Annotated in this window: 21 protein-coding genes; 15 read left to right on the forward strand and 6 right to left on the reverse strand. The window is 70.9% G+C overall.

Annotated elements, in window-relative coordinates:
* Positions 1–82 precede the first annotated feature (82 nt).
* The 4 genes from AB0I68_RS05945 to AB0I68_RS05960 all read left to right on the forward strand — a co-directional run bounded on the left by AB0I68_RS05945 (position 83) and on the right by AB0I68_RS05960 (position 2,765).
* Positions 83–517, forward strand: a complete 435-nt coding sequence (locus AB0I68_RS05945; protein WP_363175952.1) for an Hsp20/alpha crystallin family protein — start codon at positions 83–85, stop codon at positions 515–517.
* Positions 518–615: 98 nt separating this feature from the next.
* Positions 616–1,011 (forward strand): DUF2267 domain-containing protein, encoded by a 396-nt coding sequence (locus AB0I68_RS05950; protein WP_363175953.1) that lies wholly within the window; start codon positions 616–618, stop codon positions 1,009–1,011.
* 64 nt (positions 1,012–1,075) lie between these two features.
* Positions 1,076–1,522 (forward strand): DUF2267 domain-containing protein, encoded by a 447-nt coding sequence (locus AB0I68_RS05955; protein WP_363175954.1) that lies wholly within the window; start codon positions 1,076–1,078, stop codon positions 1,520–1,522.
* 904 nt (positions 1,523–2,426) lie between these two features.
* Positions 2,427–2,765 carry a MerR family transcriptional regulator gene (locus AB0I68_RS05960; RefSeq protein ID WP_363175955.1) on the forward strand — a complete coding sequence of 113 codons (339 nt, stop codon included), beginning with the start codon at positions 2,427–2,429 and terminating at the stop codon, positions 2,763–2,765.
* 120 nt (positions 2,766–2,885) lie between these two features.
* Here AB0I68_RS05960 and AB0I68_RS05965 read toward each other — a convergent pair whose 3' ends face one another.
* Positions 2,886–4,160, reverse strand: a complete 1,275-nt coding sequence (locus tag AB0I68_RS05965) for a PP2C family protein-serine/threonine phosphatase (RefSeq protein ID WP_363175956.1) — start codon at positions 4,158–4,160, stop codon at positions 2,886–2,888.
* Positions 4,161–4,554: 394 nt separating this feature from the next.
* On the reverse strand, positions 4,555–5,226 hold the full coding sequence (locus tag AB0I68_RS05970; protein ID WP_363175957.1) for a TetR/AcrR family transcriptional regulator: 672 nt from the start codon (positions 5,224–5,226) through the stop codon (positions 4,555–4,557).
* Between the two features lie 48 nt (positions 5,227–5,274).
* On the opposite strand from AB0I68_RS05970, the gene AB0I68_RS05975 reads away from it, so the two are divergent.
* From AB0I68_RS05975 to AB0I68_RS05990, 4 genes are all read left to right on the forward strand, one after another.
* Complete coding sequence (locus AB0I68_RS05975) at positions 5,275–6,906, forward strand: FAD-dependent oxidoreductase (protein WP_363175958.1); 1,632 nt, start codon at positions 5,275–5,277, stop codon at positions 6,904–6,906.
* 454 nt (positions 6,907–7,360) lie between these two features.
* The gene (locus AB0I68_RS05980) at positions 7,361–7,894 is read left to right on the forward strand and encodes a GNAT family N-acetyltransferase (RefSeq protein ID WP_363175959.1); all 534 of its coding nucleotides are present in this window, start codon (positions 7,361–7,363) and stop codon (positions 7,892–7,894) included.
* 153 nt (positions 7,895–8,047) lie between these two features.
* Positions 8,048–8,458 (forward strand): VOC family protein, encoded by a 411-nt coding sequence (locus AB0I68_RS05985; protein WP_363175960.1) that lies wholly within the window; start codon positions 8,048–8,050, stop codon positions 8,456–8,458.
* A 31-nt stretch (positions 8,459–8,489) separates the two neighbouring features.
* Positions 8,490–8,945: a helix-turn-helix transcriptional regulator gene (locus AB0I68_RS05990; RefSeq protein ID WP_363175961.1), complete on the forward strand. Its 456-nt coding sequence runs from the start codon at positions 8,490–8,492 to the stop codon at positions 8,943–8,945.
* Between the two features lie 264 nt (positions 8,946–9,209).
* On the opposite strand, the gene AB0I68_RS05995 is transcribed toward AB0I68_RS05990, so the two are convergent.
* The 3 genes from AB0I68_RS05995 to AB0I68_RS06005 all read right to left on the reverse strand — a co-directional run bounded on the left by AB0I68_RS05995 (position 9,210) and on the right by AB0I68_RS06005 (position 13,049).
* On the reverse strand, positions 9,210–10,154 hold the full coding sequence (locus tag AB0I68_RS05995; RefSeq protein WP_363175962.1) for a hypothetical protein: 945 nt from the start codon (positions 10,152–10,154) through the stop codon (positions 9,210–9,212).
* A gap of 37 nt (positions 10,155–10,191) precedes the next feature.
* Complete coding sequence (locus tag AB0I68_RS06000; protein WP_363175963.1) at positions 10,192–11,700, reverse strand: APC family permease; 1,509 nt, start codon at positions 11,698–11,700, stop codon at positions 10,192–10,194.
* Between the two features lie 449 nt (positions 11,701–12,149).
* Complete coding sequence (locus AB0I68_RS06005; RefSeq protein WP_363175964.1) at positions 12,150–13,049, reverse strand: sigma-70 family RNA polymerase sigma factor; 900 nt, start codon at positions 13,047–13,049, stop codon at positions 12,150–12,152.
* Positions 13,050–13,417: 368 nt separating this feature from the next.
* On the opposite strand from AB0I68_RS06005, the gene AB0I68_RS06010 reads away from it, so the two are divergent.
* Positions 13,418–14,770 carry an aspartate aminotransferase family protein gene (locus AB0I68_RS06010; protein ID WP_363175965.1) on the forward strand — a complete coding sequence of 451 codons (1,353 nt, stop codon included), beginning with the start codon at positions 13,418–13,420 and terminating at the stop codon, positions 14,768–14,770.
* Between the two features lie 287 nt (positions 14,771–15,057).
* On the forward strand, positions 15,058–16,002 hold the full coding sequence (gene pucL / locus AB0I68_RS06015; RefSeq protein ID WP_363175966.1) for a factor-independent urate hydroxylase: 945 nt from the start codon (positions 15,058–15,060) through the stop codon (positions 16,000–16,002).
* A 90-nt stretch (positions 16,003–16,092) separates the two neighbouring features.
* Here the strand turns inward: pucL and AB0I68_RS06020 are convergent, their stop codons facing one another.
* Positions 16,093–16,554: a histidine phosphatase family protein gene (locus AB0I68_RS06020; RefSeq protein WP_363175967.1), complete on the reverse strand. Its 462-nt coding sequence runs from the start codon at positions 16,552–16,554 to the stop codon at positions 16,093–16,095.
* Positions 16,555–16,773: 219 nt separating this feature from the next.
* Here AB0I68_RS06020 and AB0I68_RS06025 point away from each other — a divergent pair, with 219 nt between their 5' ends.
* From AB0I68_RS06025 to AB0I68_RS06045, 5 genes are all read left to right on the forward strand, one after another.
* Positions 16,774–16,986: a CbtB-domain containing protein gene (locus tag AB0I68_RS06025; RefSeq protein WP_363175968.1), complete on the forward strand. Its 213-nt coding sequence runs from the start codon at positions 16,774–16,776 to the stop codon at positions 16,984–16,986.
* 30 nt (positions 16,987–17,016) lie between these two features.
* On the forward strand, positions 17,017–17,772 hold the full coding sequence (locus AB0I68_RS06030) for a CbtA family protein (RefSeq protein ID WP_363175969.1): 756 nt from the start codon (positions 17,017–17,019) through the stop codon (positions 17,770–17,772).
* Positions 17,773–17,793: 21 nt separating this feature from the next.
* Positions 17,794–18,039 (forward strand): hypothetical protein, encoded by a 246-nt coding sequence (locus AB0I68_RS06035; protein ID WP_363175970.1) that lies wholly within the window; start codon positions 17,794–17,796, stop codon positions 18,037–18,039.
* Positions 18,040–18,060: 21 nt separating this feature from the next.
* Positions 18,061–18,714 (forward strand): hypothetical protein, encoded by a 654-nt coding sequence (locus AB0I68_RS06040; protein WP_363175971.1) that lies wholly within the window; start codon positions 18,061–18,063, stop codon positions 18,712–18,714.
* 295 nt (positions 18,715–19,009) lie between these two features.
* Positions 19,010–19,591 (forward strand): class F sortase, encoded by a 582-nt coding sequence (locus AB0I68_RS06045; protein WP_363175972.1) that lies wholly within the window; start codon positions 19,010–19,012, stop codon positions 19,589–19,591.
* Positions 19,592–19,643 lie beyond the last annotated feature (52 nt).

A 19,643-nucleotide genomic window follows, 5' to 3' on the forward strand; every position in this document is an offset into this window, starting at 1 on the left:
TCGCTTCGATGACATGCTACAACGGAAACACGTTGAAGCGCATTGGCAGTTTCTGCCTGAACCAACTTGGAGGTGTTTCGCGATGTTGATGCGCACTGACCCGTTCCGCGAGATGGACCGCATCGTCCAGCAGCTGTCGGGTACGTCCGGGACCTGGTCGAAGCCGTCGGTGATGCCGATGGACGCCTACCGCGAGGGCGACGAGTACGTGATCGCCTTCGACCTGCCCGGTGTGAGCACCGAGGCGATCGACATCGACGTCGAGCGGAACATGCTGACCGTGAAGGCGGAGCGCCGCCCGGTCGCCAAGGCCGACTCCGTGACGATGGAGCTCTCCGAGAGGCCCCTGGGCGTCTTCTCCCGCCAGATCGTCCTCGCAGACACCCTCGACACCGAGCGCATCCAGGCCGACTACGACGCGGGTGTCCTGACCCTGCGCATCCCGATCGCCGAGCGCGCCAAGCCCCGCAAGGTCAGCATCAGCGCCGGATCCGGCCGCAAGCAGATCTCCGACTGAACCGTCCCCCCTCAGCCGGTCGCGGAGGGCGGGAGAGCTGATTTCCCCCTCCGGCACCCGCCCTCCGCACCCTTCACCCCTTCACCGGAGGTGACGTGATGTCGATACGCAGGGAGTCGTTCCTGACCCATGTCCGGGAACGCGGCGAGTACGCGACCACGGAGGAAGCCGACCGGGTTGCCCGCGTCGTCCTGGCCCTGCTCGGCGCACACCTGGTGGGAACCGTACGGGCCAAGCTCGCCGCCCGACTCCCGGAGACGTACGCCCTGATCCTCCTCAACCCGCTACAGGCGGCGGAGCCGCTCTCACCGGAACGGTTCGTCCGTGCGACCGCCGCCTGGATCGAGGGCGCCACCGAGAAGACGGCCCTGTGGGACATCGGCGCCGTCCTGTCCACAGCAGCCGCCACCGCGGGCGATGCCCTCACCCGCGAGATCCTCCTCCAGCTACCACCCGGCTACGGCCTCCTCTTCGGCCACCCCCAGCCCACCTGACCACCCCCGGCCCTCGGCCCTCGGCCCTCGGCCGGACCCTTCGCAGAGAAAGGCACGCGCAGCCATGTACGACCAGCCACGAGCGAACCGGTCCACACCCGCCGTGACGTTCGAACAGATGCTGGAACGCGTGCGCTACGAAGGCGCCTACCCCACTCGCGAACGCGCCGCGGAAGCCGTCCACCAGGTCCTTGCCGCCCTCGGCCGCCAACTGACCGGCAAGGAGCGCGTCGACCTCGCGCAGTGCCTGCCCGTCGAGGCTGCTCTCACCTTGACCGCCCAGATCCCCGACACCGAAAACCTCACCGGCTGGGGTTTCATCAAAGACATGGCCTCACGAAGCGACTGCAGCCCAGCCATCGCCCGCTGGGACACCGGCGCCGTCCTCGCCGCCGTCACCGCACTCGCCGGACACGACCTCCTCGCCCGCATCCTCCAGCGGCTCCCCGACGACTACGCACTCCTCTTCGGGCAGGCGCAACTGCACCGGCCTCAGCGCACCGTCGCCTGATCGGAGCCGACTGGGCGCGGACACGCAACGGGGCCGGGGCCGCTACCACGGTCCCGGCTCCGTGCGCACATTGGCCTGACCGTCGATGAGGCACGCACGGTTCGACCGGGTGCTCGAGGCCGATTACCTCATCACCCGCCACGCGAAAATCTATGACGGCCGGAGTAGACATTGAGCTGTGTCGTGGTTATGGTTTCTCTCGTAGCCCAGAGAGACAGCAGGGCCTGGCAGAGACGAACTGCCGGGCAGCAGTATCCGCAGTTGCAGTGCGCAGGACGGTCCGGTGGTGGAGTTCCGAAGCCAGGGTTGTTGCAGGAAGGCAACGGGGCTGACGACCGGACCGGGTGGCCCGCAATGATCAGGGGCCGCCGTGAGCAGTACCGCAGTTGACGCAGTGGCAGTACATGTAAGTGCAGTTCGCAGTACCCAGCAGTGAAGTAGTGAGCAGCACCTCGGTGAAGGCGTCGGCTGCGGGCGCGCGCACCGGGAAGTTCGGCAGTGGGGTTCCAAGCCAGAGCAGACGCAGGACGGGCGACGGGGCTGGCTGCCGAAGAGTGGCGCCATGTGAGGTCACTGAGAGTTCGCAGTAGGAGCAGTGCCAGCAGTTCGCAGTTCGCAGTCCCCGTTTAACAAGTAGTTGATCACCGAGGGAAGAACGGAGGAACCGAGCGCCATCAGGATCGCCCGGGCGGAAGTCTGAGCCCGGGTACCGCAGGACATCGATAGTGAGGTGGTCTCCGGTCAAGCAACCGCGATCCCCGTACTCCCGGCAGCATCGTGGCCGGGTCGGCGGAAACAGAAGGCCGGCGCAGGACTAGGGTCGGCAGATGGTGTAGTAGTTCCTTCGGGGCCCTGGTGTCATATGGCACCAGGGCCCCTCCACGCGTTCCATGAGAGAGGTTCAATGACAGCAGACGATTCGTTCGGCCGTCTCGACGACGACGACTACCCCGCCTACACGATGGGCCGGGCCGCCGAAATACTCGGCACCACCCAGGGCTTCCTCCGCGCCATCGGCGAAGCCCGCCTCATCACCCCGCTGCGCTCCGAGGGCGGACACCGCCGCTACTCCCGCTACCAGCTGCGCATCGCCGCCCGGGCCCGGGAACTCGTCGACCAGGGCACCCCCATCGAGGCCGCCTGCCGCATCATCATCCTCGAAGACCAGCTTGAGGAAGCCCAGCGCATCAACGCGGAATACCGCCGCGCCGCCGAATCGTCCGACCCGCCGGCCTCGGCCTGAGGTGAGCGGTGCCCGGCCGGTATGGGCGGGCCGCGCCCAAGGGGCGGCGTCAGCGCCACCACCCCGTTTCGACCGTCACCGTCCGGTCGTCGTTGCAAGCCGGTTTGGACGGAGTGCTATTCAGGCACTTGATGCTTCTGTGAGGTCCGCCCCGGCGTCAGCGCTGCGCTTGTCCTGGTGGGTGCCGTGCCAGTCCAGGCACATCACCGTGGCGTCGTCCTGGAGACGGCCGCCGTGGGCGCGCAGCACCTCTGCGACCAGGGCCCGGGAGGCCTCGCGGGGGTGGAGATCGCCCGTGCGCACGATCAGGGAGGGCAGGTCGACCTCCACAGCGCGGCGCTCGAGCATGCCGTCGGTCAGCATGACAAGCCGGTCACCCGGCCGCAGGTCCAGCCGCTGCACCCGATAGGCGGCACGACGGTGGATACCGAACGGTAGATCCACTTCGGGAACGATCTCCTCGATCCTCCCGTGCCTCAGGCGCAGCGGCCAGGGGTGTCCCGCGTTGACGAACTCAGTGGCCCCGTCGAGCAGGCTGGCGTGCAGCAGCTGCCCGGTGACGAAGCCCCGCCGGCCGTTGTCGAAGACTGCCTGGTTGGCCTCGAGAGCCTGCTCGTCGAGCTCGGCGCCGGCACGCCTGGCCCTGCGGAGCGCACCCACGGCCAGGGTGGCCAGGAGCGCGGCTTCCACGTCGTGGCCCATGGCATCGGTGACGGAGAGCTGCATGGTGTCCCGATCAACGACGTAGTCGAAGGTGTCGCCGCCGACGTGCGTCGCCGGTTCCAGCGCTCCGGCGACCGTGAACTGGGCCGCCTCACATGCCAGCGAGGTGGGAAGGAGCCGGTGCTGGATCTCGGCCGCCAGGTTCAGGGGCCGCGTACGGCGGCCCCACTGGTAGACATCGGTGAAGGACCGGTTCGCGATGACGATGTAGGCCAAGGCATGCGCGGTGGCACTGATCTGCCTCATCGCATCCTCATCCGGGTGATCAGGGAGGAAAAGCTCCAGCAGGCCGATCGCGTCGCCGCGGTTGGTGACGGGTGCGACAACCCTGACCGGTCCGGCGCCCTCCCGCTGCACGGCCGGCCGCTGTGTCCGCACCACGTCCCCGTAGAGGGTTCCAGGAAGAGCAATGCGTTCGGGGGGCTCGTCGGACTTGACGTCGTCGGCCGCACCGAGCCGTACCACCGAAGTTCCGTTGAAGTCCACGATCAGGAACGAGACCGTGCCCGCGTGCAGACGGTCCCGGAGCATGCGCGCGACAACGTCCAGAGACTCGACCGGGGCGGCGGCTTCCGCTGCCGAGAGCGCGCCGGCGAGGTCTACCTCTGCCTCCCGCTCGCAGTCGGCGCGCCACTGCTGGACGCCGGGATCCCGCTCCTCAGTGGGTGGCATGGCCTCTCCCCTTCCCAGAAGGCAGTAGTCGCACTCGCCGCAAGAGCTGCTCCCCGCCTCTCGCGGGGCCGTCCGAGGCCAAGGTGATCGTCAGCACGACCGCGCCAACGCGCCGAAACATGGACGGATCACGGGCCTGCGGCCACGCCCGGCACGCCTCCGGCGCACGTCCGGCGCACGTCCGAGAGACTTACCGGACCGACCCGGTGCCCACATTGCCCGAGGACCCGCAGACCGGGTGCCTGCTACCGGCCGCGAAGGCCGTGCTGCCTGACCGGATCACCCGAACAGCAGGCACCGGTCTTATGCCCGCTCGACGCCGCACGGCCAACAGCATGGTTCGCCGCCCGGAATTTCGGGGCACACGGTTGCGCGGGGCCCAGGTCACAGACCGTCAGCGCGCCGCGAGAAGTGCACGCTCCAGCACGTCGAATGCACCCTGCACGCGCGACCGATGGTCGTCGGCCACGTCGGCCGCGCGCTCGCCCGCGAGCAGGCGTCGGGCTGTGGTGACGTAGACGGCTCGGTACGCGGCGACGGTCAGCGCCGCCGCGAGGCGGGGGTCGGGGCCGTCACCGCGGGGGGCAGTCTCGGCCATCGCGTCCCCCAGCGCCTCCTCCACCTCCTCGACGCCTTCGCGCGCCCGCGCCCGCAGGGCGGGCGAGTCCAGCACGACGCGCCAGAAGTACGGGAAATCGTCGCTCACCGCCGCCAGTGGATGGCGCTGGTCCAGGAGTTGGAGCAGCAGAGCGCGCAGAGCTGCCAGGGGGGACTCGCCGGCCGGACGGTTTCGCACCGCAGCCGTGAAGAGCTCGACGGCTTCGGGGATCCGGTCCAGGAAGAGGTCCTCCTTGCGGGGGAAGTGGTTGAAGACCGTCATCGTGGAGACATGAGCGGCCTTGGCGATCTCCGCCACGGTCACCTGGTCGAAGCCGCGCTCCGCGAACAGCATCGTCGCCTCGTCGGAGATCCGTTGCCGCGTCTCGCGCTTCTTGCGCTCGCGCAATGTCAACGCCTGGTCGGCCACGGGCTCTCCGGAGCCATGCCTCTCAGTTTCCTCGGTCATAAAGAACATTATAGCGACTCTAAAGTTTTAGTGACTATAGTGAGCTCCATGGACTCGGACTTTGACGTAGTGGTGGCCGGAGGCGGCCCGGTCGGACTGATGCTCGCCTGCGAGCTCCGGCTCGGTGGCGCAAGCGTGGCGGTCGTCGAGCGCCGCACCGAAGTGGATCAGACCATCAAGGCGGGGGCGATCAACACGTCGACCGCCGAAGCCTTCTACCGGCGCGGCATGCTGCCCGCGCTGGCCGAGGTGCAGCAGCGCTCCGTCGAGCGGTTCCAGGCGTTCGTACGCGCACAACGGGGGACGCAGGCGAACGGACAGCTTCCTCACAAGCCGTCCAAGTTCGCCGGGCACTTCGCCGGGATCATGCTGCGCGGGGAACTGCTGGACGCGACCGACTCGGACTTCATGAACGCCGGTCCCGCTGGAGGGGTCAGCCTCATACCCCAGCAGGAGGTTGAACGGCTGCTCACCGAGCGCGCCCGGCAGCTCGGCGTCGAGCTGCACAGCGGCACGGAGTTGACGGGGTTCGACGAGGACGACGGCGGGATCGAGGTCCGCGTGGCCCGGGTAGCCGACGGGTGGGCCGAGAAGATGCGCGCGAACTGGCTCGTGGGCTGCGACGGCGGCCGCAGCACGGTCCGCAAGCTCGCCGGGTTCGCCTTCCCCGGTACGGATCCGCAGATCACCGGTCACCAGGCACTCGTCGAGATGACCGGGTCCGAAGCCCTCCGGCCCGGCTGGAACCACACGGACACCGGGACGTACGTTCACGGGCCGATGCCCGGTCGCATCCTCACGGTCGAGTTCGACGGGCCGCCGGCCGACCGGGAAGCGGCAGTCACCGCAGAGGAGTTGCAGGCGAGTCTGCGACACGTTTCCGGGGCGGAGGTCACGATCACCGGCGTGCGCACCGCCACCCGCTTCACCGACAACGCGCGCCAGGCGGCCGACTACCGCGCGGGCCGGGTCCTCCTGGCGGGCGACGCTGCGCACGTCCACTCACCCTTCGGCGGCCAGGGGCTGAACCTCGGCATCGGCGATGCGATGAATCTCGGCTGGAAGCTCGCTGCGGTCGTACGCGGCCGGGCACCGGAAGGGCTGCTGGACTCGTACGCGGCCGAACGGCACCCGATCGGGGCCTGGGTGCTCGAATGGACCCGGGCACAGGTCGCGTTGATGCGGCCCGAACCGCAGGCCCGCGCCCTGCGCGGCGTTGTCGCCGAGCTGACCGAGTCGGTCGCCGGCACCACGTACTTCGCCAAGAAGATCTCCGGGGTTTCGCATCGGTACGACCTCCCCGGTAGCCATCCACTGGTCGGCCGCAGCGCCCCGGACCTCGAACTCGCCGACGGGACGCGCCTCGCGGACCTGCTCCACGACGGGCGGGGATTGCTGCTCGATCTCGCCGACGACGCGGGGCTCAGGGCGGAGGCCGAGGGGTACGGCGAGCGGGTGCGCGTCGCCACCGCCGCCTGCCCCGGCAGACCGGAGCTGGCCGGGCTGCTCGTACGCCCCGACGGATTCACCGCCTGGGCGGCCGGCGCCGGGGACGCGTCGGACACGGCGGGTACGGGGGATACGGCGGGTACGGGGGACCGGCTCGCCGACGCCCTGTCGCAGTGGTTCGGAGCGCCGGACCGTGCTGCGCGGACGAGCGAATCGGCCGCGGCCTGTTGATGCGGGGAAGCGTGCGGTGGCCAGCCCGGCCACACGACCGCCGGACACCGCTGCCACGCGGGGGTCGGCGAAACGCCGCCATCCACTCTTGACCGCGCCTGCGCGCGGGCGGGATTCCAGCCCTGTGTGGTCTTCGAAGCGGCCGATCCGCGGTTCCCGGCGCAGAAGGGTCAAGGCCATGAAGTCTCCGATGGCCCGGCGGGGGCGGGGTAGGGGCGGCAGCCGCAGGCCGGTCGACGTCCGCACCGTGCCCCCGGCCGCCCAGGGCGTGTCCGCGGCCAGGTTGCCTCCAGAGCCGCCGCGCCGAGCTCGGCGTCGAGCAGCGGGTCGGCCAGGAACAGATCTGCGGTCTCGGTGGTCATCTGAGCCTGGTCATCCGAGCCTCCTCATGCGGTCGGTGGTCCGACCGGATCAATGTGGTGGTGGTGCGCACCAGGACGACTAGTGTTCCCGGATGACTTCGTCCACTCATTGGCCGGTCGCGGATCAGCTGAGGACGCCTCGGCTCTCGCTTGAACCCCTGCGCACCGAGCACGCGCAGGAGGCCTTCCCGGTCCTCGACGACGTCCGGCTGCACACCTGGACGGGCGGGGAGCCGAGCTCGCTCGAGGAACTGCAGGCCAGGTACGCCCGTCAGTCCCCGGGCCGGTCGCCGGACGGAAGCCAGGGCTGGCTGAACTGGATGCTGCGCCGGGTGGAGGACGGCCGGCTGGTCGGAACGGTTCAAGCGACCCTGTACCGGACGGAAAGCGGCGGACTTGAAGCCTCGCTCGCCTGGGTGACAGGGGTCGAACACCAGGGCCGGGGCTACGCCCGCGAGGGGGCCCAGGCCATGGCCGCATGGCTGAGCTCCCATCAGGTGTCGGCCCTGGCCGCGTACGTCCACCCGGAGCACGCCGCGTCCGCGGGCGTCGCCCGGGCCCTCGGCCTGACCGCATCCGACACGCTGGTCGACGGCGAGACCCGCTGGAGCACCTCCGGCCGCTGACACCCGCCCGGGCCGGGCGCGCCCCTCCGGCACGCAGCCGGCCGGGCGGGGGAGGTACGGAAATGCCGTCGTGCGCGGCGGAAAGGGCGGCCCGGTCGGACCGGTCAGGAATCGAGAAGCACCGGCGAACGCCCCGCAGCTAGCGTGATGGTCATGGACATCACCATTCACACGACCGCCCTCCCGCATGACGACCCGGACGCCGCCGTGGCCTTCTACCGCGACGCCCTCGGCTTCGAGGTCCGCAGCGACGTCGGTCAGGGCAAGATGCGCTGGATCACGGTCGGCCCCGTCGGCCAGCCCGGCACGTCCATCCTCCTGGCGCCGCCGGCCGCCGACCCCGGGGTCACCGAGGACGAGCGCCGCACCATCGTCGAGATGATGGCCAAGGGCACCTACGGCTGGATCCTGCTGGCCACCCCGGACCTCGACGGCACCTTCGAGAAGGTGCAGGCCACGGACGCCGAGGTCGTCCAAGAGCCGACCGAGCAGCCGTACGGCATGCGCGACTGCGCCTTCCGCGACCCCGCGGGCAACCTGATCCGCATCCAAGAACTTCGCTGAGCGGAGTCCCCATATGTGTCACCCTGCCTGGATGAGCGCACTGACCGCGGCGCAGCGCCTGAGCGACCTCGCGCGACTGCGCCGCGTGCGCGACCGGATCGACCGGGAGTACGAGCAGCCGCTGGACGTCGAGGCGCTCGCCCGCGGCGTGAACATGTCGGCCGGACACCTGAGCCGCCAATTCCGGCTGGCCTACGGTGAGTCGCCGTACTCCTATCTCATGACGCGGCGCATCGAGCGCGCGATGGCGCTGCTGCGTCGTGGCGACCTCAGCGTCACCGAGGTGTGCTTCGCCGTCGGCTGCTCGTCGCTGGGCACCTTCAGCACCCGCTTCACCGAGCTGGTCGGCATGCCGCCCAGCATCTTCCGGCGCCGGGCGGCGGACGGTGCGGCGGGGATGCCGTCGTGCGTGGCCAAGCAGGTCACCAGACCCGTCAGGAATCGAGAAGCACCGGCGACCGAGCCGGAACCAGCGCGACGGACATGAACTCCCTCGCATCCGTCACCCTCGAGGCGGCCGGTCCCACGGCCGCCGAACGGCGGCGTCGTACGGGCCCGGAGGGGACGATCTGGAAGGTCGCCACGTCCGCGAAGAAGGGTACTCGCCGAACTGCCGGCCCTCCTGGCCCTGAGCACGGGAGACGGTGGGGACGGCATGGTTCAGTGTGCGCAAGGACGGCCGCGGTGGCGGCTGTGGCCGGGCCCGGGGAGGGCACGGCCGAGCCGTGCGGGCCCGGGGTCATTGCGGTGGTCAGCGGGCGCGGGCGCGCCAGCGGACGTATTGCTCCTCCGGGTCGCCGGTGTACGCCCACGGGATCCGGGTGGCGCGGCCGTCCAGGAGGTCGAAGACCGTGGCCGCCTCCGTGAGCATGTCGGCGTGGACCAGGCCGTGGGCCAGGTGATTGAGGTCGGCCACGTCCTGGGCCTGCGGGGTGGTACGGGATCCGATCCAGCGCTCCATCGTCGTACGCAGGTCCCACAGTCCCGCGTCACCGCTCCAGTGGTGCAGCAGGTCCAGGGTGTTCCTGCCCTCGCTCTCCGCCCGGTGGCGGTACTGCTCCGCCCGGGCCACCTGCGGCAGGACCGCGAGGGGCGAGCCCAGCGGGGCGGCGGCCGCGCGGTCCCGCGCGAAGTTGTACGCCTGGCCGTGCGAGCCGTGCCAGCGGGCGGACATGTAGCGCAGCCCCTGGTGGTGCGCCTCCCGGTGGTACGGGTCGCGGGCGCAGAGCTCCTGCCACCACCGCCCCATGGCCGCGTGCCCGCCCTCGTACAGCCGCGCCAGGGTGACGAGCGAGACCCACGGATGGGGGTCCTCCGGGGCGACCTCGGAGGCGTGCAGGCAGATCCGGGCGGTCCAGTCGAGGCGGTTCACGGCCGGCATCGTCCCGCGGCGGGCGACCGCGAACATCCGCATCACCTCGATGTCCGCGCGCAGCACGACCGCGTCGGGGCTGTCGGGCTCGGAGGCCTGCCAGGCCTCCACGACCCGCCGGTCCGCGGCGGAGTTGGCCAGCAGCCGGATCCGGTGGCTGCGCCGGTCCCAGTCACGGGGCGCACCGGCCGCGAGCAGGTCGCGCAGGCCCTGCCAGCGGCCGACGGCGACGTCCTGGCAGGCTTCCGACAGGGCCTTGTCGCCGAATGCCGGATCGTAGTGCGGTGCCGCCGTGGGGCGGCGGCGTTTCCAGGCCATGGCCATACGGACAGGACCCTCCTCGGATCAGCGGACCATCGGATCAGAAGTCGGTGAGAAGTTCCTCGGGCCGGCCGGAGCCGCCCCGGGAGGAGGGTTCGGAGTCGGTGACTCCGTACGAGGCGTCCACGGCCCGGGCACGTTCGGGGTCCAGCGGGACCGGCTCGTAGTACGAGCGGCCGCGCCGCCGGTACCTCAGCATCGGCACGACGCCCAGCACGAGTGTGCCGAGCCCGATGCCGAGGGCGAGGGCGTTCAGCTCGGTCACCGACTGCACGAAGATCCACACCATGAACAGCCCGCCGCACAGCGGCCACAGGCCGATGAGGAGCAGGTTCCCCGCGGACGCGAACAGCTGCTTGCGGTGGACCACGACGGCGGAGAACGCGGCGAGGCCGTAGTAGAAGCAGATCAGCAGGCCCACACCGCTGACCGCGTCGGCGAGCAGCCGCGCCCCGGAGCCGGGACCCGCGCCGGAGCCGGTGTTGACCGCGATGGTGAAGGCGAGCGCGACGCCCGCGACGACCAGGGTGGCGGTCCACGGCGTCTGCCGGCGGGGGTGGATGCGGCCGAACACCGGGGGGAGGGTGCGGTCGCGGCCCATGGAGAACAGGGTGCGGGTGGCCTGGATGAGCGAGGTCTCCAGCGTGGCGACGGTGGAGAGCAGCACCGCGAGGACCAGCAGCCGGCCGCCCCAGCCCGGCCAGACCGCGTCGCCGAGGACGGTGAGGAAGGACTCGGGGTTCTGCCGTACCACGTCGGTGCCGACGAGGATGTTGACGGAGAGGGTGAAGACGACGAACAGGGCGAAGCACGTCACGACGCCGATCACCCCGCCGAATCCCGAGCTGCGCCGCCCGCCCCGGGTCTCCTCTCCGAGGTTGCCGGTCACGTCCCAGCCCCAGTAGGCGAACACGGCGATCAACGCGCCGGTCACGAAGTGGTGTTGGCCGTCGAAGTGGCTGAAGCCGAACCAGGAGAGGGAGAAGTCCGCCACGTTGCCGTCCTTGGACAGGGCGGTGACGGCGAAGGCCAGGAGCAGTACGAGCTGCGCCCCGGTGATGGCGGTCTGGGCGTGGGCGCTGATCCGGGCGCCGTACATCACGACGCCGGCCATGAGCAGGAACCAGCCCGCGCCGACGGCCGTGGCCAGGGCGGTGTGGCCGGGCGCCCCGGACCCGAAGAGGGACAGCGTCGCGGCGCCGGCCGGCAGGGCGGTGGAGGCCATGAACACGGTGGCGGAGACGACGAGCGCCCAGCCGCTGAGGAACCCGAGGAAGGGGTGCAGCGACCGGCCCGTCCAGGAGTACGAGGCGCCCGCGTTCGGGTCGAGCCGGCCCAGGTGGCGGAAGGCGAGGGCGATGCCGAGGACGGGGAGGGCGCAGTACAGGAGGACGGCCGGTCCGGCGACACCGACGGCGGCTATCAGCGCGGGGAAGGTGCCCGCGATGGTGTAGGCAGGGCCGCAGCCCGCCACGGCCATCACGACGGAGTCGAACGTGCCCAGCGCGTCGGCCCGCAGACTCCCTCCGGCACCAGAGTGCTTGTTCACGATCACGTCTTTCCTGGAGGCGTACCGGCGGGCCGACTGCGCGGGCGTTCGCCTCGGACACCCGCGCCATGTGTCGGGCGGGCGGAGGCGGGTGGAAAGGGGATACCGGAAGGGGATGCCGGAAGAAGAAAAAGGGGAGGGGAATGGGGCGGGGAGGGGAATGGGGAGGGGGCAGATCGCGGGGATGCCCGGCGCGTCGGAATTCGGGCGGCTTCGCGGTGGCGTTCCCGGCCCTCGGTGAGCCGACCCGGTTGCGGTTCGCACAACCGGGCGGCTGAACAGGAACCAGATCCTGCCCAAGCCGCCCAGGAAGCGCAAGGGTTCGGGCAAAGATACTGACGATCAAGCCGGTTATTGATATTCGAATCAATGCAAGCTTTCCCAGTCCACCGAGGATTCGCTGGTGATCCTCAAGAAGACCGGAACCGGCCCGGTTCGGCGTGTGCGGGTCAGTCGCCCAGGACGGACCCCAGGTCGATCCGCGCGAGGCGCTCCGGGTCGGTGAGGATGTCGAGCGCGATGATTTTGCCGTCCTTGACGGTGAACGCCATGAGTGACAGCGGCCTGCCCTCCGCCATCGCGAGCACCCCGGGGACGCCGTTGACGAAGACCGGGTGGGGGGATGCCGCGGCGAACCGGGCGAAGGTGATCGCCTGCGAGGCGACGTCCGTCGCACCGCGCCGGACCACGCTGGGGCGCAGCGTGCCGCCGTCGGAGCGGGCCACGACATCGGGGTCGAGGAGGTCGACGAGCGCTTCCAGGTCCCCGCCCCGCGAGGCGGCGAGGAAGGCCTCCACGACCTCCCGGGTGCGCACCAGGTCGGCGTCCGGGGTGGGCGCCGCCCCCTGGACGCGGCGGCGGGCGCGGCTGGCGAGCTGCCGGGTGGAGGCGGCGGTACGGCCGAGGACCGGGGCGATCTCGTCGAAGGGCACCGCGAACAGGTCGTGCAGGACGAAGGCGAGCCGCTCGGCGGGAGCCAGGGTCTCCAGGACCACCAGCAGGGCGATGCCCACGGAGTCGGCGACGAGAACCTCGTGCTCCGGATCGATGCCGGCGAGCCCGGTGACGACCGGGTCGGGCAGCCGGACGTACCCGTCCCGGTCCTGCAGCGGATCCTCGCGCCGCGTGCTGCGCGACCGCAGCATGTCCAGGCACACCCGGCCGACCACGGTGGTCAGCCAGCCGCCCAGATTCTCCACGGCGGTGACGTCCGAGCGGCTCAGCTTCAGCCACGCCTCCTGTACGGCGTCCTCGGACTCGCTGATCGAGCCCAGCATGCGGTAGGCCACGGCCCGCAGCTGAGGGCGGTGCTCCTCGAAGCGCCGGGCCAGGGTGTCCTGTTCGCTCACCTGTCACGTCCTCGCGTCGCAATCGTCAATACACGCATGGACGTTAACCGGATCATGCGCCAACTGCCCTGGAGGTTTCGCCGTACTGACGGCCCATAAGCCATACGAAGAGCGCGGGCCGTCCGCTCGTACCCGCCGGGCTCGGCGAACCGGAGACCGATCGCCCGCTCGCGCCATGGTCGCGCCTTCGTGACGCCGTCACCATGAGCGGCCGCGCGGACACGCTCTTGAGCGGCCGCCGGCAGATCGCCGACAGCCCCTTCCGGACCCGATCCGCCACCGGACCGGTCCCAGGAGCGCGCCCGGACGCGGCGGCCGGGGTCCCGGCCCTCCCAGGGGTCCACATCATGGACAACTACGCTCAGGACATGAACGCAGAAGCTGCCCACGCGCTCGCCGCCGTGAAAGACGCCGACCGGAAGCACGTCTTCCACTCCTGGTCGGCGCAGGAACTCATCGACCCGCTCGCCGTGGCCGGGGCCGAGGGCTCGTACTTCTGGGACTACCAGGGCAACCGCTACCTCGACTTCTCGAGCGCCCTCGTCTACACCAACATCGGCTACCAGCACCCCAAGGTGACGGCGGCCGTCCAGGAGCAGGCGGCCAAACTCTGCACCGTCGCGCCCGGCTTCGCCGTCGACGTCCGCTCGGAGGCGGCCCGGCTGATCGCCGAGCGCACCCCGGGCGACCTCGACAAGATCTTCTTCACCAACGCCGGCGCCGAGGCCGTCGAGAACGCCGTACGCATGGCCCGGCTGCACACCGGCCGGCCCAAGGTGCTGTCCGCGTACCGCTCGTACCACGGGGCCACCTCCACGGCGATCAACCTGACCGGTGACGCCCGCCGCTTCGGCAACGACAGCGCGACCGCCGGCGTCGTGCACTTCTGGGGGCCCTTCGCCTACCGCTCGCCCTTCTACGCGGCCACCGAGGCCGAGGAGTGCGAGCGAGCCCTGCGCCACCTCGAGGACACCATCGTCTTCGAGGGCCCGCAGTCCATCGCCGCGGTCATCCTGGAGACCGTCGGCGGCGCCCCCGGCGTGCTCGTGCACCCGGACGGCTACCTGGCGGGCGTCCGCGAGCTCTGCGACCGCTTCGGCATCGTGTTCATCCTCGACGAGATCATGGTCGGCTTCGGCCGCACCGGGACGTGGTTCGCCTCCGAGCACTGGGGCGTCACCCCCGATCTGATCTGCTTCGCCAAGGGCGTGACCAGCGGATACGTGCCGCTCGGCGGGGTCGCCATCTCGGCCGCCATCGCCGAGACCTTCGCCCGCCGGCCCTACCCGGGCGGGCTGACGTACTCCGGGCACGTGCTGGCCTGTGCCGCCGCCGTGGCGACGATCAACGTCATGGAGGAGGAGGGCATCGTCGAGCAGTCCGCCCGCACCGGCGCGGAGCTGCTGGGGCCGGGCCTGCGCGCCCTCGCCGGGAAGCACCCCTCGGTCGGGGAGGTCCGCGGTCTGGGCACGTTCTGGGCCCTGGAGCTCGTACGGGACCGGCAGACGCGCGAGCCGCTCGTCCCGTACAACGCCTCCGGGGCGGACAACGCGCCGATGGCCGCGTTCGGGGCCGCCTGCAAGAAGGGCGGGCTGTGGCCGCTGACCGCGGGCAACCGCATCCACATCGCGCCGCCCTGCAACATCACCCCGGAGGACGTGGCCAAGGGCCTGGCGATCCTCGACGAGGCCCTGTCGGTAGCGGACGCGCACATGGCGTGAGCCCGGTTCGCTGCACGGATGCGGGGCTGTGACCTGCGGGTCTGTGGGGTCGCCCAATCCGTGGGTGCCGGTATTCGGATGATCTGTACGGGGAACATGGCCCCTCGCGCATGGTGCAATCCGAAGCAGCACCTACGGACCGGGATGCACGTCAGTCCCGGGGCGGCCCCTCGGGGCCGAACGGCGGGGAGCGGGACGTCCTGCGGTCGGGGGCGGGCGCTGGACGCCGGGCGTACGGGATCCAGACCACCGGACTCCGTGTTCCCGAGGCACCGAAGGAAGACACCATGAGCAAGCACGTCCTGGCGCAGAACCAGTACGGCAAGGCCGAGAACCGCATCGTCAAGGTCACCCGCAAGGGCCATGGGGGCACCTCCCGGACGGAGTCCGGGGGAGGATCCTGGCACGAGATCCGCGACCTCAACGTCTCGGTCGCGCTCCGCGGCGAGTTCCGCGACGTCCACCTGACCGGCGACAACGCCAACTGCCTGCCGACCGACACCACCAAGAACACGGTGTACGCCTTCGGCAAGGAGCACGGCATCGCCTCCCCCGAGGCCTTCGGCATCCTGCTCGCGAAGCACTTCGTCTCCTCGCAGTCGCCGATCCGCGAGGCGCAGATCCGGATCGAGGAGTACGCCTGGGAGCGGATCCCGGTACCGACGCGCAAGGAGCAGCACTCCTTCGTCCGCAAGGGCCAGGAGGTGCGTACCGCGCAGATCACGTACAGCGAGACGACCGGCCTGCAGGTCATCTCGGGCCTGAAGGACCTCACCGTGATGAACTCGACGAACTCCGAGTTCCACGGCTACATCAAGGACAAGTACACGACGCTCCAGGAGGCGTACGACCGCATCCTGGCGACCAAGGTCACCGCGCGCTGGGCGCACTCGGCGCTGGCCGCCGACGACGCCGCGTTCGACTGGGACCAGTCGTACAAGAAGGTCCGCAAGAACATGCTGGAAGCCTTCGCCGAGACCTACTCGTACTCGCTCCAGCAGACCCTGAACCAGATGGCCGAGCGGGTGCTCGACAACTGCCCGCGGGTCAACGAGGTACGCCTCAACCTCCCCAACAAGCACCACTTCCTCGTCGACCTGGAGCCCTTCGGCCTCAAGAACGACAACGAGGTCTACTTCGCGGCGGACCGGATGTACGGCCTGATCGAGGGCACCGTCCACCGCGACGGCGTGCAGCCGGTGATCGCGACGAGCGACTGGATCACCGCGTAGCGGCCGACGTCTTCCTGCCTCTTGCACCGGTTCGGCCCGGACCGCGTCGCGGGGGTCCGGGCCGTTCTGCTGCCCCGTCAGCTGGTCCTGTCAGCTGGTCCCGTCCGCGGGTCCCTCCGCTGCCTCCGGCTGCCTCTCCACCGGCTGCCCGACCTGGAGGTTCCAACGCCCGAGCCGCCCGGTGAGGGTGGTCACCGTGTCCGGCCGTACGTCGAGGCGCCAGAACGCGGCGGCCGGCAGCTCCAGCGCGTACACCACGGCCGCCCGTACGACGGCCTGGTCGACGACGGCGCGATGCGTGCCCGCGGCCAGCCCGGCGAGGGCGGCGCCGACGCGGGCGATCAGCGCGGTGACGGACTCCCCGCCGGGCGGCGCGTAGTCGGGGTCCGTCAGCCACCGCTGCACGGCGGCCGGATCCTCGGTGGAGACCTCGCCCAGAGTCCGCCCGGCCCACACCCCCGTGTCCGGGCCGCGCAGGCCCTCGTACCCCGGGCAGAGGTCGCCGTGGCCGAAGCGCGCCTGCCGCGAAACCTCGTCGAACGGGCGTCTCACGAACTGAACTCGTACCACGGCGCTCTTCATAAGGGGAGCCTAAACGCGGTACGGTCTCGGACGACAACCAAAAAAGACGACGGTATGACGGAAGCACCGGTGAAAATCCGGCACGGTCGCGCCACTGTGAATCCTCCCGGAGGGGGAGGGAAAGTCAGACCCGCCATGTCGTCGCGAGCACCACTGACCGGGACGCGTGTTCCCTCTGGAGGTTCTGCCATGGCCCACTCCGCCGTGCCCACGACGGCCCCTGCCGTCGCCCCGATTTCGCTCTCCGCGCTCGCCCCCTGGGCGCTGTTCGTCGGCGTACTCATGCTGGTCCTGCTCTACCTCGTCGGTGCCGAGCAGGGCGCCACCGCGCTCTTCGAGGGCAACACCGTCCACGAGTGGATGCACGACGGTCGCCACCTCCTCGGCTTCCCCTGCCACTGATCTCCCTCTCTGCAAGGGAAGAACCGACGCATGAACTCCATTTCCCCCCGCGTCCTTTTGGTCCGGGGCATGCTGGCCGGTCTGCTCGCAGGTGTGGCCGCCTTCCTCGTCGCGTACGTCCTCGGTGAGTCCAAGGTCGACGCGGCGATCGCCATCGAGGAGGCGGCCTCCGCCGGCCACGACCACGGCGAGGAGATGGCCCCGGTCAGCCGGGCCCTCCAGGCCACGGCCGGCCTCGGCACCGGCACGCTCCTGTACGGAGTCGCGCTCGGCGGTATCGCCGCGCTCGTGTTCTGCTACGCCCTGGGCCGCATCGGCCGCTTCGGCCCGCGGGCCACGGCACTGCTGGTCTCGGGCGGCCTGTTCGTCACCCTCAACCTGGTGCCGTTCCTCAAGTACCCGTCCAATCCGCCGGCCGTCGGGGACCCCGACACCGTCGTCCGGAGGACCACCCTCTACGTCCTGATGATCGCGCTGAGCGCGCTGCTGTCCGCGGGCGCGCTCATCCTGGGCCGGCGCCTGGCGCCCCGGCTCGGGAACTGGAACGCGTCGGTCGTCGCCTCCGTCGGCTTCGTCGCGGCGGTCGCCATCGCCTACGCGTCCCTGCCCGGCATCAACGAGGTCCCGGCGGACTTCCCGGCCACCCTGATCTGGCAGTTCCGCCTCGCGACCCTGGCCATCCAGGTCGCGATGTGGTCGACTTTCGGCCTGGCCTTCGGTTTTCTAGCCGAACGGTCCCTTGTCCCGGCCGCTGCGCCCAAGGAGGCTGTACAGCCCGCGAGCTGACGATGAGGGGGCCGGTGGTACATGCAGACGGCGATCTGGGAATGGCGCGGCTGGACGGGCGCCGTCCCGTTCTGGCTCAGCACCGTTCTGCTGCTCCTGGCCCCTTTCACCGCCGTCACGCTGCTGGCCCAGGTCGGCATCATCACGGCCCTGGCCGCCCTCGGCGGCCTGGCCCGCCACCTCTGGTTCGGCGACCACGGCCACCCGGCCGTGCACCTCGCCGCCGCCCTCATGGGGGCGGCGGCGGCTGCGTTCGTGGTCTTCTGAGGGCCTCGTAGGGCCGGGCCCATGAGCTTCACCGTGTACGCCCGGCGGGTGCGGGACCACACGCTGCCGCACGCCCACCGGCGGAGCGCACTGCGCAGCGCCATCGTGCTGTTCAAGCCCTTCGGATTCCAGGCGACCTGGTCCTACCTCGGCACCGCCGGGGACCTGGACCGGGACGGGGACGCCCTGCTGCGGGCACTGGAGAAGCTCGAATCGAGCCGCGACGCGGGGATCGCCGAGCGCGCCGCGTTCGCCGAACGGCGGCGCGAGGAGAAGCGGATCCTGCACCGGCAGCGCCCCTCGGCCGCCGACGCGGCGTTCTTCCGGGGGCCTCGCTGGCCCGGTCCCGACGGTCACGGGGCGGCGGTCCACGAAGTCGCCCGGCTCTGGCGCGCACATGCCGGACCGTTTCCCGAACTGCCGGCCGAGGCGGCGGGGGCGGCCATGGCCCTCGGTCTCGACCTCGTGGTGTGCGGGCACGTCTCCTCGTACCTCGCGGCCGGCGGCCGCCTGGACCGCCACCGGCTCGACCTGGTCGCGGACTGCCTGCCGGGCCTGCGCCGGTGGACCTCGCTGCTGTACCCGCACGACGCGGCACACACGTACGTCCGGCGCCTGCTGAGGATGGCCGAGCTGATCCTCAGCGAACCGGGCGGGGGTGCGCGGCCGCGCTAGCCGGCGCGCCGTCCCCTCCGTTCAACTCGTTCAACTCGTTCGACCCGTTCAACTCGTTCGATCCGTGCCGCCCGTTCGGCCCGTGCCACCCGTTCGGCCGTATCTCCCGCAATCCTCGGAACACGGCCGGTTCACCCGCCACCAACTGCGAAGACGTCCGGGCCGTGGCATCGACATGCCTGTGACGCGTCATCGGTCTTCGACGTTGTACCGGTACTGACGGGCAGCGAGGGGTTCCACTGCTCTCAGGAGACCCGGCTGCCTGAGCCGGGGAATCGGACCAGGAGGGAATTCCATGCCCCGCGCCAAGTGGGTGGTCGGCGTGCTGACAGTGGCTCTGCTGGGCGCCGGTATAGGGATGTTGCGGAGTACGGAGGGCGGGCGGCCCACGGCGGCCACCGCCGCCGACGCGCTGCCCTCCCGCGCGCTGGGCCTGTCCGGCCACCGCCGGCTCGTCGAGCAGCTGGAGCACGCCGGGCAGCACATCCCGGGCAGGGGGGCCCGACCCGCGCGGGCCACCGCCCTCACGCCCATGCGGGCCGCGCGGCCGCTGCGGCTGCACATCGCGAGCCTCGGGGTCGACCTGCCGCTGGGCGGGGACGGGGCCGAGACCTCCTGGGACCACGACAGCCCGGCCCCCGGCTCAGCCGGCACCGCCGTGGTCACCACCGCCGACCTGCGTCTCGCCGAGCTGCGGCGGGGGCTGACCATCGAGATCCCGCGCGCGGACCGCCGTACCGCCGTCTTCACCGTCGACCGGGTCTCACCCACCGGGGTGAGCGGCCGCGGCCAGCGGCCCGGGCGGGCCCAACTGCGGCTGATCAGCGGCGAGACCACGGTCCTGGCCCGGCTGACGGGCCAGCACCGCACCGGCTGACGCCGCCGGCGCCCCCGACCGCCCCGCACGCCGGCACCCCCCTCGGCTTCTG

This window comes from Streptomyces sp. NPDC050448, from assembly GCF_040655295.1.
Lineage (GTDB): Bacteria > Actinomycetota > Actinomycetes > Streptomycetales > Streptomycetaceae > Streptomyces.